Annotated in this window: 13 protein-coding genes; 7 read left to right on the top strand and 6 right to left on the bottom strand. The window is 63.1% G+C overall.

The features are described 5' to 3' along the window. The first annotated feature begins 1 nt into the window (after window position 1). From GH663_RS15860 to GH663_RS15890, 7 genes are all read left to right on the top strand, one after another. Window positions 2-757 carry an arginyltransferase gene (locus tag GH663_RS15860; protein WP_153132675.1) on the top strand — a complete coding sequence of 252 codons (756 nt, stop codon included), beginning with the start codon at window positions 2-4 and terminating at the stop codon, window positions 755-757. Further along, window positions 754-1,440 (top strand): YbaY family lipoprotein, encoded by a 687-nt coding sequence (locus tag GH663_RS15865; RefSeq protein WP_153132676.1) that lies wholly within the window; start codon window positions 754-756, stop codon window positions 1,438-1,440. The genes GH663_RS15860 and GH663_RS15865 overlap by 4 nt, the downstream gene beginning before the upstream one ends. Then, the gene (locus GH663_RS15870; protein ID WP_153132677.1) at window positions 1,424-1,828 is read left to right on the top strand and encodes a hypothetical protein; all 405 of its coding nucleotides are present in this window, start codon (window positions 1,424-1,426) and stop codon (window positions 1,826-1,828) included. The genes GH663_RS15865 and GH663_RS15870 overlap by 17 nt, the downstream gene beginning before the upstream one ends. Next, window positions 1,825-2,793: a CapA family protein gene (locus tag GH663_RS15875; RefSeq protein WP_153132678.1), complete on the top strand. Its 969-nt coding sequence runs from the start codon at window positions 1,825-1,827 to the stop codon at window positions 2,791-2,793. Before GH663_RS15870 ends, GH663_RS15875 begins: the two co-directional genes overlap by 4 nt. Before the next feature lie 13 nt (window positions 2,794-2,806). Continuing rightward, window positions 2,807-3,259: a MaoC family dehydratase gene (locus tag GH663_RS15880; protein WP_066886862.1), complete on the top strand. Its 453-nt coding sequence runs from the start codon at window positions 2,807-2,809 to the stop codon at window positions 3,257-3,259. A gap of 139 nt (window positions 3,260-3,398) precedes the next feature. Further along, a complete protein-coding gene (locus tag GH663_RS15885) occupies window positions 3,399-5,264 on the top strand; it encodes a potassium transporter Kup (protein WP_153132679.1) in 1,866 nt (621 codons plus the stop codon). Window positions 5,265-5,625: 361 nt separating this feature from the next. Beyond that, window positions 5,626-6,897, top strand: a complete 1,272-nt coding sequence (locus tag GH663_RS15890; protein ID WP_246181611.1) for a sensor domain-containing diguanylate cyclase — start codon at window positions 5,626-5,628, stop codon at window positions 6,895-6,897. Window positions 6,898-7,072: 175 nt separating this feature from the next. Here the strand turns inward: GH663_RS15890 and GH663_RS15895 are convergent, their stop codons facing one another. The 6 genes from GH663_RS15895 to GH663_RS15920 form a co-directional block, all read right to left on the bottom strand. Next, window positions 7,073-8,293: an ABC transporter permease gene (locus GH663_RS15895; RefSeq protein WP_153132680.1), complete on the bottom strand. Its 1,221-nt coding sequence runs from the start codon at window positions 8,291-8,293 to the stop codon at window positions 7,073-7,075. Window positions 8,294-8,372: 79 nt separating this feature from the next. Further along, the gene (locus tag GH663_RS15900; RefSeq protein ID WP_153132681.1) at window positions 8,373-9,071 is read right to left on the bottom strand and encodes an ABC transporter ATP-binding protein; all 699 of its coding nucleotides are present in this window, start codon (window positions 9,069-9,071) and stop codon (window positions 8,373-8,375) included. After that, entirely contained in the window at window positions 9,071-10,294 is a 1,224-nt protein-coding gene (locus GH663_RS15905) for an efflux RND transporter periplasmic adaptor subunit (RefSeq protein WP_153132682.1), read from the bottom strand. The genes GH663_RS15900 and GH663_RS15905 overlap by 1 nt, the downstream gene beginning before the upstream one ends. Then, window positions 10,291-11,637 carry a TolC family protein gene (locus GH663_RS15910; protein ID WP_246181612.1) on the bottom strand — a complete coding sequence of 449 codons (1,347 nt, stop codon included), beginning with the start codon at window positions 11,635-11,637 and terminating at the stop codon, window positions 10,291-10,293. Before GH663_RS15910 ends, GH663_RS15905 begins: the two co-directional genes overlap by 4 nt. 118 nt (window positions 11,638-11,755) lie before the next feature. Beyond that, window positions 11,756-12,895, bottom strand: coding sequence for an ABC transporter substrate-binding protein (locus tag GH663_RS15915; RefSeq protein WP_153132684.1), 1,140 nt, complete (start codon window positions 12,893-12,895; stop codon window positions 11,756-11,758). A 196-nt stretch (window positions 12,896-13,091) separates the two neighbouring features. After that, entirely contained in the window at window positions 13,092-13,589 is a 498-nt protein-coding gene (locus GH663_RS15920) for an ankyrin repeat domain-containing protein (protein ID WP_066886913.1), read from the bottom strand. Between the last annotated feature and the right edge of the window lie 86 nt (window positions 13,590-13,675).

Consider the following 13,675-nt stretch of genomic DNA (forward strand, 5'->3'; position numbering starts at 1 on the left):
CATGGCCCAGCCCGACGACGCCGCCCTGCCCTTCTCGCTGCTCCAGTTCTATGCGACCTCACCGTACCCGTGCAGTTACCTGCCCGACCGTCAGGCCCGTTCGCAAGTAGCAACGCCGGCTCACCTGATCGACGGCGAAATCTACAGTTCGCTGGTCCGCGCCGGTTTCCGGCGTAGCGGCATCTTCACCTACCGGCCGCATTGCGACGGTTGCCAGGCCTGCACGCCGGTCCGCCTGCCGGTCGCCGACTTCCAGCCGAACCGCAGCCAGCGCCGTGCCCTGAAAAAACACTGCCACCTGGTCGCCCGCGAACGGCCGCTGCTTTTCTGCGAAGAGCATTACGCCCTCTACGCCCGCTACCAGAACACGCGCCACGCCGGCGGCGGCATGGACGAGGACAGTCACGAGCAGTACGCCCAGTTCCTGCTGCAGAGCCGCGTCGATACCCGGCTGATCGAGTTTTCCGAAAACGACGTGGTACGCATGGTCAGCCTGATCGACGTTCTCGACGACGGCCTCTCCTCGGTTTATACCTTCTACGATCCCGACATTCCCGGCGCCAGCTTCGGCGCCTACAACATCCTCTGGCAAATGGCCCAGTGCCAGGCCAACGGCTTGCCTTATCTTTACCTTGGCTACTGGATTGCCGAGAGCCGAAAAATGGCCTACAAAGCCAACTTCCGCCCGCTCGAGGGCCTCATCGACGGCCGCTGGCAAGTTCTGCCAGCCAAGGCCCCCGACCTGGATAACGCATGAAACTGCACCACCTTCCGCTCCTCCTGCTGCCGCTGACCGCCCTTGCCGACAGCGAACGCCAGCCTTACGCCTGCGACAATGGCAGCCGCGTCGAGATTTCATTTTCGGCCGCCAGCGACGGTCGACCGCAGGCCACGCTGCATTTCGCCGACGAAGCGATCACACTGCCGCAAGTGCCGGCCGCCTCCGGTGCCCTCTATCGCAACGACACGCTGCGCCTGCACACCAAGGATGACGAAGCCCTGTTCGAAGACGGCAAGGGTAATGCCCGGCGCTGCCTGCGCGGCGCGACGCCCCCGGCCAGCCCGGTCGCGGCCCAACCGGCCGCGGCCAGCAGTTTCATCGACATTGCCGGCCAGGTCAGTTACCGTATCCGGATGGCTTTGCCGCCGGAAGCCGTGCTGATCATCCGCATTCAGGACACCGCCCGGGCCGGCGCCCCGGCCCGCGTACTGGCCGAGCAACGCATCCAGCTCGCCGGCCAGCAAGTGCCGATCGCCTTCCAGACCACCATCGACCGCGACCTGATCGGCAAGAAGGCCCGCGTCACCGTCGCCGCCCGCATCGAAAACAGGGGCAAGCTGCTCTTCATCAACGACAAGAGCTACCCGGCCCTCGCCAACGGCCAGCCGCTCCCCCTCGATATCCAGCTGAAACAGGTTGCCGGTGGCAAGGCGGGCTAGGCTTGGCCTCGGCCTGGTCGGCGCGCTACTGCTCGCTGCCGGCGCCCGGGCCGAAAGCGTCGCCTGCCATGTCACCTATGGCGGCGCGACCCAGGTCATCGAGGCCCGCCCGGTCGATTCGCCTTACGGCGTGACGCCGACCGCCATCGGCTCCTTCTTTCTGTTCCGCATCGTTTTCCGCCGCGAGCCGGCCGAGCTGGCCAGCATCAAGCTCTACGCCTATGCCGACCGCGACAGTGGGCCGACCCTGCTCCATCAGGCGAGCTACGCCTACCCGGCGAGCAATGGCGCGGTCGACGGCTTCAGCGGCCGGCATGCCGTTTATGAACCGATGCGTGACGGCGAACTGCAGTACTGGTGCGAGCTGAAAATGGCGGCCGGAAAATGAGCCGAAAACACCGGTTGACCTCAGGACTGCTGTTTTTGCTGGCCGGCCCGCTCCTGGCCGAGCCGGTGACGCTGATTTTCGCCGGCGATATCATGCTCGACGACGGCCCCGGCCGCCTGATCGGCCAGGGTGGCGACCCGCTGCAGCCCTTCTCGGCCATCCTGAAGGAAGCCGATTACCGGATCGCCAATCTCGAATGCCCGATTGCCGAAGGCGGCAGCCAGTTCGACAACAAGATCTACAGCTTCCGCGCCAAGCCGCGCGTCCTGCCCGTGCTGCAGGGCCGCTTCGATGCCGTGTCGCTGGCCAACAACCATTCCGGCGACTACGGCCAGAGCGCCTTCCTGGAAACCCTGGACCACCTCGACAATGCCGGCATCGCCCGCTTCGGCGGCGGCCGCAACCTGGCCGAAGCGCATCAGCCGCTATGGATCAACCGCAAGGGCCTGAAGATTGCCGTCCTCGGCTACAACGAGTTCAAGCCGCGCAGCTTCGAGGCTGGCGCCGAATGGCCGGGCGTTGCCTGGAGCGAGGACGATCAGGTGATCAGCGACATCCGCGCCGCCAAAACCGCTGGCGCAGACCTGATCATTCCCTTCATGCACTGGGGCTGGGAGAAGGAAACCCAGCCCAGCGAACGGCAGAAAACCCTGGCCCGCCGGATGATCGACGAAGGCGCCGCCCTCGTCGTCGGCGGCCACCCGCACGTGACGCAAGGGGCCGAGGTCTACAAGGGCAAGCCGATCATCTACAGCCTGGGCAATTTCGTCTTCGACGGTTTCGATTACGACAACGCCAAACGCGGCTGGCTGCTCCGCCTCCAGCTCGACCACTCCGGCGTCGTTTTCTGGGAAACGCTGGCCGCGCAGATGGACGACGACGGCACGCCCCACCCGGTTTCCGGCAGTTTCACACCCTGCGGCCGGGGTGGCGACACACTGATTTCGGAATGCATGACCCCCTGAACCAGGAGCAAACATGGACAGCCGCTACCTCGACGATCTCACCCCCGGCCAGCGTTTCACCTCGCCCGGCCTGACGCTGACTGAAGCCGAAATCATCGACTTCGCCTGGCGCTACGATCCGCAGCCCTTTCACCTCGACGCCAATGCCGCCGCCGAATCGCCCTACGGCGGGCTGATCGCCAGCGGTTTCCAGAGCCTCGCCATCTGCTTCCGGCTGTTCATCCAGTCCGGCCTGCTCGCTGACTCCAGCCTGGGTTCGCCGGGTATCGACGAACTGCGCTGGCTGGCCCCGGTCCGGCCGGGCGATACGCTGCACAGCGAGATCGAGGTGCTCGAGGCACGCCCCTCGAAGTCGAAGCCGGACCGCGGCATCGCCCGCCTCAGGTATCACGCGGTCAACCAGCGCGGCGAGGTGGTTTTGAGCTTTATCGTCAACCATTTGCTGCGGCGCAACACCCAGCCCTGAGTTCGCTTCCCCATCCCGGCTTCCGCCCCCCCGGCAGCCGGGCGAAGTGCTAAATTGCGCGCATCGCCCCCGGCTTCGTGCCTCGGCGAAAAAACACATATAGCACCGCAGGTGCACCAGGGAATACTCAGGGGAAATCATGCAGTCGGACGCGCACAAAAACCTGCCGGCAATCACCGTTGCCGCCATCGGTGTCGTTTTCGGGGACATCGGCACCAGCCCGCTGTACGCCTTGAAGGAAATCTTCAACGGCCACCACCCGATCCCGGTCACTCCCGAGAACATCCTCGGCATCCTGTCGATGGTCGTCTGGTCGATCGTCGCGCTGGTCTCGGTCAAGTACGTCGCCATCATCATGCGTGCCGACAACCGCGGCGAAGGCGGCTCGCTGGCCTTGCTGGCACTGGTCACCGAGCGCGCCAAGAACCCCCGCATGTCGTGGATCATCACCCTGCTCGGCATCTTCGCCGCCGCGCTGTTCTACGGCGACAGCATGATCACGCCGGCGATCTCGGTGCTTTCTGCCGTCGAGGGGCTGGAGATCATCACCCCGACCCTGAAGCCTTACGTGATCCCGATCACGCTGCTCATCATCACCGGCCTCTTCTTCATCCAGAAACGCGGCACCGGCACCGTCGGCCTCTTCTTTGGCCCGGTCATGGTCGCCTGGTTCGGCATCCTCGGCATCCTCGGCGCCCTTGAAATCATGCACAACCCGGGCGTACTGATGGCCCTGCTGCCCAGCTATGCCTTCCACTTCATCGCGAACCACCCGGGGCTGGCCTTCCTCGCCCTCGGCTCGGTGGTACTCGCCGTCACCGGTGGCGAAGCGCTGTACACCGACATGGGCCATTTCGGCCGGTTCCCGATTCGCCTCGCCTGGTTCGGTTTCGTCATGCCGGCGCTGGTTCTCAACTACTTCGGCCAGGGCGCGCTGCTGCTCGCCGAACCGGAAGCCATCGCCAGCCCCTTCTTCCACCTCGCCCCCGACTGGGCCCTGGTGCCGATGGTCGGCCTGGCCACGCTGGCCACCGTGATCGCCTCGCAGGCGGTCATCTCCGGCGCCTTTTCGGTAGCCCGCCAGTCGATCCAGATGGGCCTGCTGCCACGCATGCAGATCATCCACACCTCGGGCAAGGAAGAAGGCCAGATCTACGTGCCCTTCACCAACTGGACGCTCTACCTGGCGGTCGTCGCACTGGTCATCGGCTTCAAGAATTCCTCCAACCTGGCCGCCGCCTACGGCATTGCCGTCACCGGCACCATGCTGATCGACACCATCCTGGTCGCCTTCGTCATGGTGCTGCTCTGGCGCTGGAACCTGCTCACCGTCGCGCTGGTTGCCGGGGTCATGCTGGTCATCGACATTGCCTTCTTCGCGGCCAATGCGATCAAGATTCCCGAAGGCGGCTGGTTCCCGATTGCCATGGCCCTGGTGTCCTTCACCGTGCTCACCACCTGGCGGCGCGGCCGGCGCCTGGTCGCCGACGAGATGGCCAAGCAGAGCATCCCGATGGACGATTTCCTGCAGTCGATCGACGATGTGCACCGTATCAACGGCACCGCCATCTTCATGACCAGCGCCAAGGAAGGCGTGCCGCCCGCCCTGCTCCACAACCTCAAGCACAACCAGGTGTTGCATGAACGGGTCGTGCTGGTCACCGTGCAGACCATGCCGACGCCGCACGTCAACGACATGGACCGCATCTACCTGCACCCGATGCGGCAAGGCTTCCAGCGCCTGATCATCCGCTACGGCTTCATGGAAAGCCCGGACGTGCCGGGCGCGCTGGAGCAATGCAAGCGTTTCGGCGAATGTTTCGACATGATGGAAACCACCTTCTATCTGTCACGCGAAACCATCGTGCCGTCGCTGGCGCGCAAATTCAGCCCCTTGCGCGGCCGCCTGTTCGCTGTGATGTCGAAGAACGCAACCAGCGCCAGCGACTTCTTCCATATCCCCACCAACCGGGTGGTCGAACTGGGCACGCAGCTGGTGATCTGAGCCCGATTTTCACCATCAACCAAAAGCCGGGGAATTTCCCGGCTTTTTTCATGGTCGACCGCAGGGAAACACCAAGACTTCTCTGCTGGACTGAAAAGGAACAAATTCCAACCGCTACGGTCTATGCAATTCGTTCGACTCAGGACAAATTGGAGACTTGCTCCGATACCCCCGAAACAGGTGAATACGTCGCGTGATAAAAATAATTCAGGGGATCTTGAATGCATGCACCGGCCGAGCCCACAAAAAATGAAAACTGGCTACCCCCGGCATTCTTTTGTCTGGAACCCGTTATATGTAGCGACTGCCAGCATTTGGCACCCAATTTGCTCGCAGATGACCGGCGTCCAACCGGCGTCGCATGCTGAATTACATAAAACAACAAGTTGAACAGATGATTGATACCTTCGCCTCGGTACTCCCTGAATATCGAGCACTAAATTTGCTGACTACACCGGTCTGGGTTGTATCGAGCCACAGGCGGGAAATTATTTTTGCAAACCAAGCTGCTGAGCGGCTTTCCTCGACTTCCGACCTGGACAAACTGCGCCATGGCAGTCACTCAGCGCATGCAGAAGAAGTACTTGCCACCTATCTGCCAGCACTGCGTGCCCGAGAATCAATAATCGAAATCTGGACGCTATGTCGGAATGGAGTGTCCGTTCCCCTGAGTTGCAAATTGTCGCTACTTGAACAGGACTCGGAAAGTGAGCAAATCCTCGTCGAAGGGATATTGTCCAGCCTGCCGACCCCCGTCAGTCAATTTGACGCGCCCAGAGATCAGGTCCTCTACGACCAGCTCTTTCATTTGAATAGCGCGCCCATGCTTCTTATAGACCCTGCGGCAGATGGCCTGATCGTCGATGCCAATCTCGCAGCCTGTCGGTTTTATGGAGATAACCGAGAGAACATCCACCTCAAGCACACGTGGGAAATCAATGTACTCGGGCGGCAGGTACTGCCAATCATGAGCGAGGTCGCCAAATTACCTGGAGGGCACAAACCGCTCAATTTCGTTCATCGCCTTGCGGACGGCACGCTGAGGAATGTACAGACCTACGCCAGCCCTTTTGAAATGAACGGAAAGCGGCTCATGCTGTGCGTTGTTCATGACGTAACCGAGCAAATACGCCTGAAAAACGAACTCGAACACGCAGCATCACGCGACCCTTTGACTGGCCTGTGGAATCGACGCCACTTTCTGAATTTGCTGGAAAACGCCCATCATCAGAAGCGTCGCCATGACGTTGGCTATAGCATTCTGATTTTGGATGCTGACCACTTCAAAAACATTAACGACCAGTTTGGTCACGAAAAAGGTGACCAAGTTCTCACTTCTCTCGCAAAAACGCTTCAGAACCGGGTTCGGGAAACCGATTCGGTATGTCGTTGGGGTGGCGAGGAGTTCACAATCCTCTTGCCACAAACCGATGCCGCAAGCGCGGCTCGTCTCGCAGAATGCATCAGAACCTCTGCCGCAGAAATGCAGATTCCAAACCTGCCCCAAATTACGGTGAGTATCGGTGTCGCGCAACATGAGTCCGAAGAATCGACGGAAAGTCTGCTCAGACGAACAGACGCTGCGCTTTATCAAGCAAAGGCCCTCGGTCGAAACAGAGTGGTCATGTGCTGAGGCGGGTTATTGATGCGCTTTCAGGCTGATCGAATTCGACGTAACCGTATTCGACAATGGCAGCGCCACGGACGATATGCGCGCCAGGCTGGCCACATTGAATGAAGATGTCGAAAAACAATCAGCCACCATCTGTTTTCAACAAAAAGACCAGGCGACTCGCCTGGTCTTTTTTTTACTGGTAGCGCAGCGCCTCGATCGGGTCGAGCTGGGCGGCCTTGCGGGCCGGGTACCAGCCGAAGAAGATGCCGACCGTCGCCGCCACGGCGAAGGCGACCAGCGCGGCGCTGCCGGAGATGACGACGACCATGCCGGTGAAGGCGTTGATGCCGAGGGCAATGGCCAGGCCGAGCAGCAGTCCGAGCAGGCAGCCGGCGAAGGAAATCATCACCGCTTCGAGCAGGAACTGGGTCAGGATGTCTTTCTGCCGGGCACCGATCGCCATCCGGATGCCGATTTCGCGGGTCCGTTCGGTGACCGAGACGAGCATGATGTTCATGATGCCGATGCCGCCAACCAACAGCGAAATGGAGGCGATGGCGCCAAGCAGGATGGACATCGTGCGCGTCGTCTCGGCTTCGGATTCGGCGGCGGCCGACAGGTTGCGCATGAAGAAATCGTCCGGCATGCCCTCGCGCAGGCGGTGGCGCTGGCGGAGCAGACTGGTCACGCTCTCCATGACGCGCGGCATGTTCTCGGCCGAGTCGGCCTGCACCATGATCATTCGCACCGAGCCCAGGAATGGCGTGCCGAAGACCTTGCGCTGGGCGGTGCTCAGCGGAATGATCACGGTGTCGTCCTGGTCGCGGCCGTCGAGGTTCTGGCCCTTGCTACCCAGCACACCGATGACCATGAACGGGTTCTGCTGGATGCGCATCGTCTTGCCGACCGGGTCGTCGTCGCCGAACAGGTTTTGCGCCACCGTCTTGCCGATCAGCGCGACGCGGGTCGCCGAACGGACGTCGGAATCGCCGAAGCCGGCACCATTGACGATGTTCCAGGCCCGCGCATCGAGATACTCCGGGGTCGTGCCGATGACCTGCGAACTCCAGTTCTGCGAGCCATAGACCAGTTGCCGCGTGCCCTGATGGGTCGGCGCCACATTGGACACGCCATCCAGTTCGGCGATGGCAGCACCATCGGCGACGTTCAGGGTCGGCGCGCCGGCCGAGCCGCTGCGCACACCGGCCGTGGTGAAGGAACCGGAAAGGACGATGAACAGGTTCGAGCCCATGGTGCTGATCGTCTGCTGCACGGCGTACTGCGCGCCCTGACCGATCGCCATCATGATGACGACGGCACCGACGCCGATCACCATGCCAAGCATGGTCAGCGCCGTGCGCAGGCGGTTGGCGCCCATCGCCAGCCAGGCTTCGCTGAGCATGGCCTTCAACATGGCAGGCCCTCACGGCACTCGTTTTTGTGCCATTCCGGCGGTCGACCGTCGGAATCGGCCATTTTTCGCGGCAATAAAATCATGCTGCCTGCCCCGTCAGATGGTCGCTGACGATCTGGCCGTCGAGAAACTTGACCTGCCGCTTGGCGTGCGCCGCAATATCCGGCTCGTGGGTGACCAGGACGATGGTGATGCCCTCGGCGTTCAACTCGCCGAACAGGCGCATGATTTCCTCGCTGGTGTGGCTGTCGAGGTTGCCGGTCGGCTCGTCGGCGAGGATCAGGCGCGGCTTGTTGACCAGCGCCCGGGCAATCGCCACCCGTTGCTGCTGGCCACCGGAAATGCGGTTGGGCAACGATTCGGCATACTTGCCGAGGCCGACCTTGTCGAGCAGCTCGCGCGCCGCCGCCCGCCGGCTTTCCTTGTCGGCGCCAGCATAGACCAGCGGCAGCGCGACGTTGTCCTGCAGGCTCATCCGCGGCAGCAGGTTGAAGCCCTGAAAGACGAAGCCGAGCGTCCGGTTGCGCAGGATGGCCAGCGCATCCTTGGCCATGTGCGCGACGTTTTCGCCGGCCAGGTAGTAGTCGCCGATGCTCGGCGTATCGAGGCAGCCGAGCAGGTTCATGAAGGTGGACTTGCCGGAACCCGACGGCCCCATGATGGCGATGTACTCACCGGGGCGGACTTCCAGATCGACCCCCTTCAGCGCCGGGAACAGCCCGGCGGCGGTGGCGTAGGACTTGCCCAGCCCGACGACGCGAATTACCGGTTCGGCCATCAGAACATCCGCATGCCGACGCTGGACAGCGGCTTGACGCCGTTGGTGTTTTCGCCGGTGACGATGCGCGCGCCGACCGCCAGATCGCCGCTCAGCACCTCGGTATTGCGGTTGTCGGTAATGCCGAGCTGGACGCTGACCGGCTTCAATTCGCCATCGGCCAGGACATAGACCGTGCCGCTCTGGCCATCGCGCTTCTTGCCCTTGCCGGGGCCTTTCGGGCCGCCGCCCTCGCCGGCCGGCGGCATGCCTGCGGTCGACGCCGGTTTTTGGCCATTTTCCGCCTTCTTCTCGGCCGCCTCGGCCGGCTTGAAACGCAGCGCCGCATTCGGCACCAGCAGCACATCCTCGCGCTTCTGGACGCCGATATTGACGTAGGCGGTCATGCCCGGCAGCAGCACCTGCTCGGGATTGGCGACGTTGATGCGGACATTGTAGGTGACGACGTTCTGCTGGTTGGTCGGGTTCAGCCGGATCTGCTGCACCTCGCCGACGAAGTTGCGATTCGGGAAGGCATCGACGGTAAAGCGCGCCTTCTGCCCTTCGCGGATGCTGCCGATATCGGCTTCGGCGAAGCTGGTGTCGATGCGCATTTCGGAAAGATCCTGGGCGATCTTGATCAGCGTCGGCGTCTGGAAGCTGGCCGCCACCGTCTGGCCGAGATCGACGACGCGGTCGATGACGACGCCGTCGACCGGCGAGCGGATCACCGTGAAATTGAGGTTGGCCCGGTCGCGCTCGTTCTGCGCCTTGGCCAGCGCCACTTGCGCCTTGGCCGACTTCAGCGCTTGGCTGGCCTGGTCGTACTCCTGCTTCGACACGTACTCCTGGGCGAACAGCGATTTCATCCGCGCTTCGTTGGCCTGCGCCAGTTCCAGCGTCGCCTGGGCGTTGACCACGCTGGCCGCGCTCTGCCGCTCGGTGGCCGAAACCAGCGCATCGTCGAGTTCAAGCAAGGGCTGGCCGGCCTTCACCTTGTCGTTGAAATCGACATACAGCTTCCTGACGGTGCCGGAGACCTGGGTACCGACACTGACCAGCACCACCGGATTCAGCGTGCCGTTGGCCGAAACGGTCTGCGTCACCTCGCCTTTTTCGACGGTGGCCAGCTTGTAGCGCGTTTCCGGGTTCTGCGCCGCGCGCTGCTTGGCGTACCAGATGCCGCCGCCAACCAGGCCGGCCGCTACCGTAACGCCAATGAGAATCTTGCCTATCCGTTTCATGGTCTTCCTTCTGCTGCCCCTTGCAGCAGTGTGTAATCGAGCGCGCCGACGGCCTGGGCCAGCGTGGCGCGGAAAACATGCCAGTCGAGCGCCGCCTGGATGCGTTGCAGACGGGCACTGGCCAGCGCGCTCTGCGCCGCCAGCAAATCGAGCACGGTGCCGACGCCGGCCTTGTAGCGACCGAGCGCGACCCGCTCCGACTGCTCAGCGCTGGCCACCAGGTCGGCCGTCGTGAGCAGGCTTTGCGTCGCCGTGGTCAGGCTTTGATAGGCCTTCCAGACATCGAGCGCCACCTGGTTCTGCAAGCGGTCGCGCTGCGCTGCCTTGACCTCGGCCTGGGCCGCCGCCGAACGCACGCGATAGGTCGTGTCGAAACCGGAAAAAATGGGCACATTCAGGGTCAGGCCGACATTGCCGCCCTGCGTCACGACGCCGCCGACATCCTGCCAGGTCGGCCCGGTACCGAGCGAAACGGTCGGCCGGCCCTGGGCGCGGGCGAGATCGACCGAAGCCTCGGCCGCCTTCAACTGCGCTTCCGCCGCCTTGAGATCCGGCCGCCGGGCGCGCGCTTCCTCGATCAGGGCATCGACATCCTTCTGAAAACTCTGTCCCGGCGCGATGCTCGGAATCTCGGCCAGGGTAAATTTCTGCTGGGCCGAAAAACCCAGCGCGTTGGCCAGCACGCCCAAGGCATTACGCGCCTCACCCTCGGCCCGAATCCGGTTCAGCGTCGCCTGCGACAGCGCCGTCTGCGCCTGCAGGCGATCGGCCGGCGTCGCCGCACCGACGCTGTAGCGGCCTTCCGCCGCCTGGAAACTCTCGCGCGCGGCCCGCTCCGCCTCGGTCACCGAAATGACGGCGGCACGTGCCGCCTGCGCCGTGTAATAGCTTTGCAATGCCGCCAGGAAAAGCGTCTGCACCGTCGCGTTTTGCGTCGCCGCCGCGGCATCGAGCAATTGCCGGGCATTTTCGATATTGGCCGAGCGCTGGCCCGAATCGAAGACCAGCCAGGACAGCGTCAATGCGGCCGTGCTCTGGTTGTAGTTGCGTTGCTCGTTGGCGAACTGGCTGGCGCTTGCCCGGGCATCCAGACTCGGCAGCCAGGCCGCCTGCGCGACCCCGACCTGCGCCGCCTGGACGCGCGCCGCTGCCCAGACTTCGCGCGTTTGCGGATTGTTGCAGAGGGCAAGGTCGACCGCGTCGATCGCCGCCAGCGGCGTCGCCGGCAGATCGGTCGAGCATGGCGCCTCGCCAACCCGGGCCGCCAGGCGCGGCGACGGCTTGAGCGGTGCCATCGCCTCGACATCGAACGGATCATTCAGCCCGGCTGCCCAAGCGGGCATGGCCAGACAACAAAGTAAGGGGAGAAGACGGCGTGGCGAAATCGACATGGCCGGCAGTTTACCTCCCCTCGCCTTCGGCGAGATGTTAGTAATTGTTACGAATGGGCCATCCCGCCGCTCAACGCATCAGTCGACCGCTATTACCGACGATCGTGACCTCGACAAACCGCGAGCCGAGGCGCTCCTTGCCACTGTAGCTGACGGCAAAGCCGCCCATGTCATAAGCCCGCATGCTTTCCAGCGCCGCCTGCAATTTTTCGCGGCCGGCTTGCGGCCCGGCGCGATTCAGCGCCTCGACCATGACCCGCGCCGCGAGATAGCCTTCCAGCGTCGTATAGGTAATGCCCGATTTCGGCTGCATTTCCTTGGGCAGCGCGGCAAACTCACGCACCACAGCCGTCGTCCCGCTCCACGGGTAAGGTACGACTTGGGAAATGGCAATGCCAACCACCTCGTTGCCCAATTCGCTCTGCAAGGCCTTGTAGCCGACGACCGAGAGGGCGAAGAATTGCGGCATAAGGCCGGTTTGACGCATCTGTTTGACGAAGGCGGCGGTCGGCTTGTAGGTACTGACCATGACCACCGCCTGCGGGTTGGCCTTGGCAATCGCCTGCACCGCCGCGCCGACATCATTTGTCGTCTTGTCGTAACTGCCGGCACCGTGCAGTTTCAGGCCGCGCTTTTTCAAGGCCCCTTCAACCCCGGCCAGGCCGGCCTTGCCGAAGGCATCATTCTGGTAGAAGACGGCGATGCGGTCGATGCCGAGCGTGGTCAGTTGGGCGATGATCTTCTCGGTTTCATCGCCATAGCTGGCGCGCAGCCAGAAGGTGGTCGGCGAAGCCTGCGCCCGCAGTTCGTCGGAACCGGTATAGGGCGCCAGCGACGGCACCGCCCGCTCGTTGATCAGCGGCATCAGCGCCGCATAATTGGCGCTGCCGAACATGCCGAAGAGCGCCAGCATGTTGTCGTCGGCCAGCAGTTTCTTGGCATTGTCGACCGATTTTTCGACGACATAGCCGTCGTCCAGCGTCTGCAACTCGATCTTGCGGCCATGCACGCCGCCCTTGCTGTTTACCCAGTTGAAATAGGCCAGCGCACCGTCGCGATATTCGCTGCCCAGTTCGGCCAGCGGTCCGCTCAGCGGCGCCGATTGGCCGAGCAGGATCGGCGCCCCCGACAGCGCCTTGGCGGGCAGCGCCAGGCCAAGGCTGACGCAAAAAACAAGCGCCCCGAACAGGGCGCGTCGCAAATCATTCATTTCCGGTCTCCTCGGCTGGCAGGATTCTTGTCCAGCGAGCGGCCGGCCAGTGCCGGCGCTTCGCCTGTCGCGCCCCGTCCTGTGGCTGATGCGCCGGCGGACTCTAACCCCGCGCCACGGCGGAGATTGTCATTACAGCGACAATTGAGACAGAAGCAGCCACTGCCTGCAGACGCTCAACCGAAGCAGCCTGAAATCAGCCCTTGTTCATCGCGGCGCGCAGCATCTCGGCTTCGAGCACCTGGGTATCGACATTGCTCAGCCGACCGACCTGGATTTCTTCGACGACCGGCACCTGCTCGGCGGTCTGTCCGGATTCGTTGACGTGACCGTCACGGAACGCGATCCACTGCGCCACCGTCACCTCGCGCTCGCTGAGGCCGGTCTGCATGCCTTCGGGCAAGGTTGCCCCCAGTTCGAGCAAAGCCCTGACCACTTCGGTCCGCCCGCCGCGCACGGCCATGCTGAGCGGCGAGGTCGGCTGCGCGTTGTCCGGCAGATTGACCTTGGCGCCCCGGCCGACCAATTCGCGAACGATATCGACATGCCCGAGAAAGCAGGCAATGCCCATCGGCAGGCCCGGCTCGCCCTGCCCGGACTCGGTCTCCAGCGTCACCCCGGACTCGAAGACGGCGCGCACATCCTGCAGCCGACCGGAACGGATTGCCTTGAGAAGATCGAGCGGAGATGTCATGGAACGCGGGTTCGGAAGAAAGACCCTTGTATGGTACCAAGGGCATCGCGCCATGTCTTTCGAGTAAGCGCAAATCGAGCGGCAAA

Source organism: Dechloromonas hortensis (assembly GCF_009469765.1).
Taxonomy (GTDB): Bacteria; Pseudomonadota; Gammaproteobacteria; order Burkholderiales; family Rhodocyclaceae; genus Azonexus; species Azonexus hortensis.

Bases quoted from the DNA above. Each gene is read 5' to 3' on its own strand.
- GH663_RS15860 (WP_153132675.1), top strand. From the start codon at position 2: ATGGCCCAGCCCGACGACGCCGCCCTGCCCTTCTCGCTGCTCCAGTTC.
- GH663_RS15865 (WP_153132676.1), top strand. From the start codon at position 754: ATGAAACTGCACCACCTTCCGCTCCTCCTGCTGCCGCTGACCGCCCTT.
- GH663_RS15875 (WP_153132678.1), top strand. From the start codon at position 1,825: ATGAGCCGAAAACACCGGTTGACCTCAGGACTGCTGTTTTTGCTGGCC.
- GH663_RS15880 (WP_066886862.1), top strand. From the start codon at position 2,807: ATGGACAGCCGCTACCTCGACGATCTCACCCCCGGCCAGCGTTTCACC.
- GH663_RS15885 (WP_153132679.1), top strand. From the start codon at position 3,399: ATGCAGTCGGACGCGCACAAAAACCTGCCGGCAATCACCGTTGCCGCC.
- GH663_RS15890 (WP_246181611.1), top strand. From the start codon at position 5,626: ATGCTGAATTACATAAAACAACAAGTTGAACAGATGATTGATACCTTC.
- GH663_RS15895 (WP_153132680.1), bottom strand. From the start codon at position 8,293: ATGTTGAAGGCCATGCTCAGCGAAGCCTGGCTGGCGATGGGCGCCAAC.
- GH663_RS15900 (WP_153132681.1), bottom strand. From the start codon at position 9,071: ATGGCCGAACCGGTAATTCGCGTCGTCGGGCTGGGCAAGTCCTACGCC.
- GH663_RS15905 (WP_153132682.1), bottom strand. From the start codon at position 10,294: ATGAAACGGATAGGCAAGATTCTCATTGGCGTTACGGTAGCGGCCGGC.
- GH663_RS15910 (WP_246181612.1), bottom strand. From the start codon at position 11,637: ATGCCCGCTTGGGCAGCCGGGCTGAATGATCCGTTCGATGTCGAGGCG.
- GH663_RS15915 (WP_153132684.1), bottom strand. From the start codon at position 12,895: ATGAATGATTTGCGACGCGCCCTGTTCGGGGCGCTTGTTTTTTGCGTC.
- GH663_RS15920 (WP_066886913.1), bottom strand. From the start codon at position 13,589: ATGACATCTCCGCTCGATCTTCTCAAGGCAATCCGTTCCGGTCGGCTG.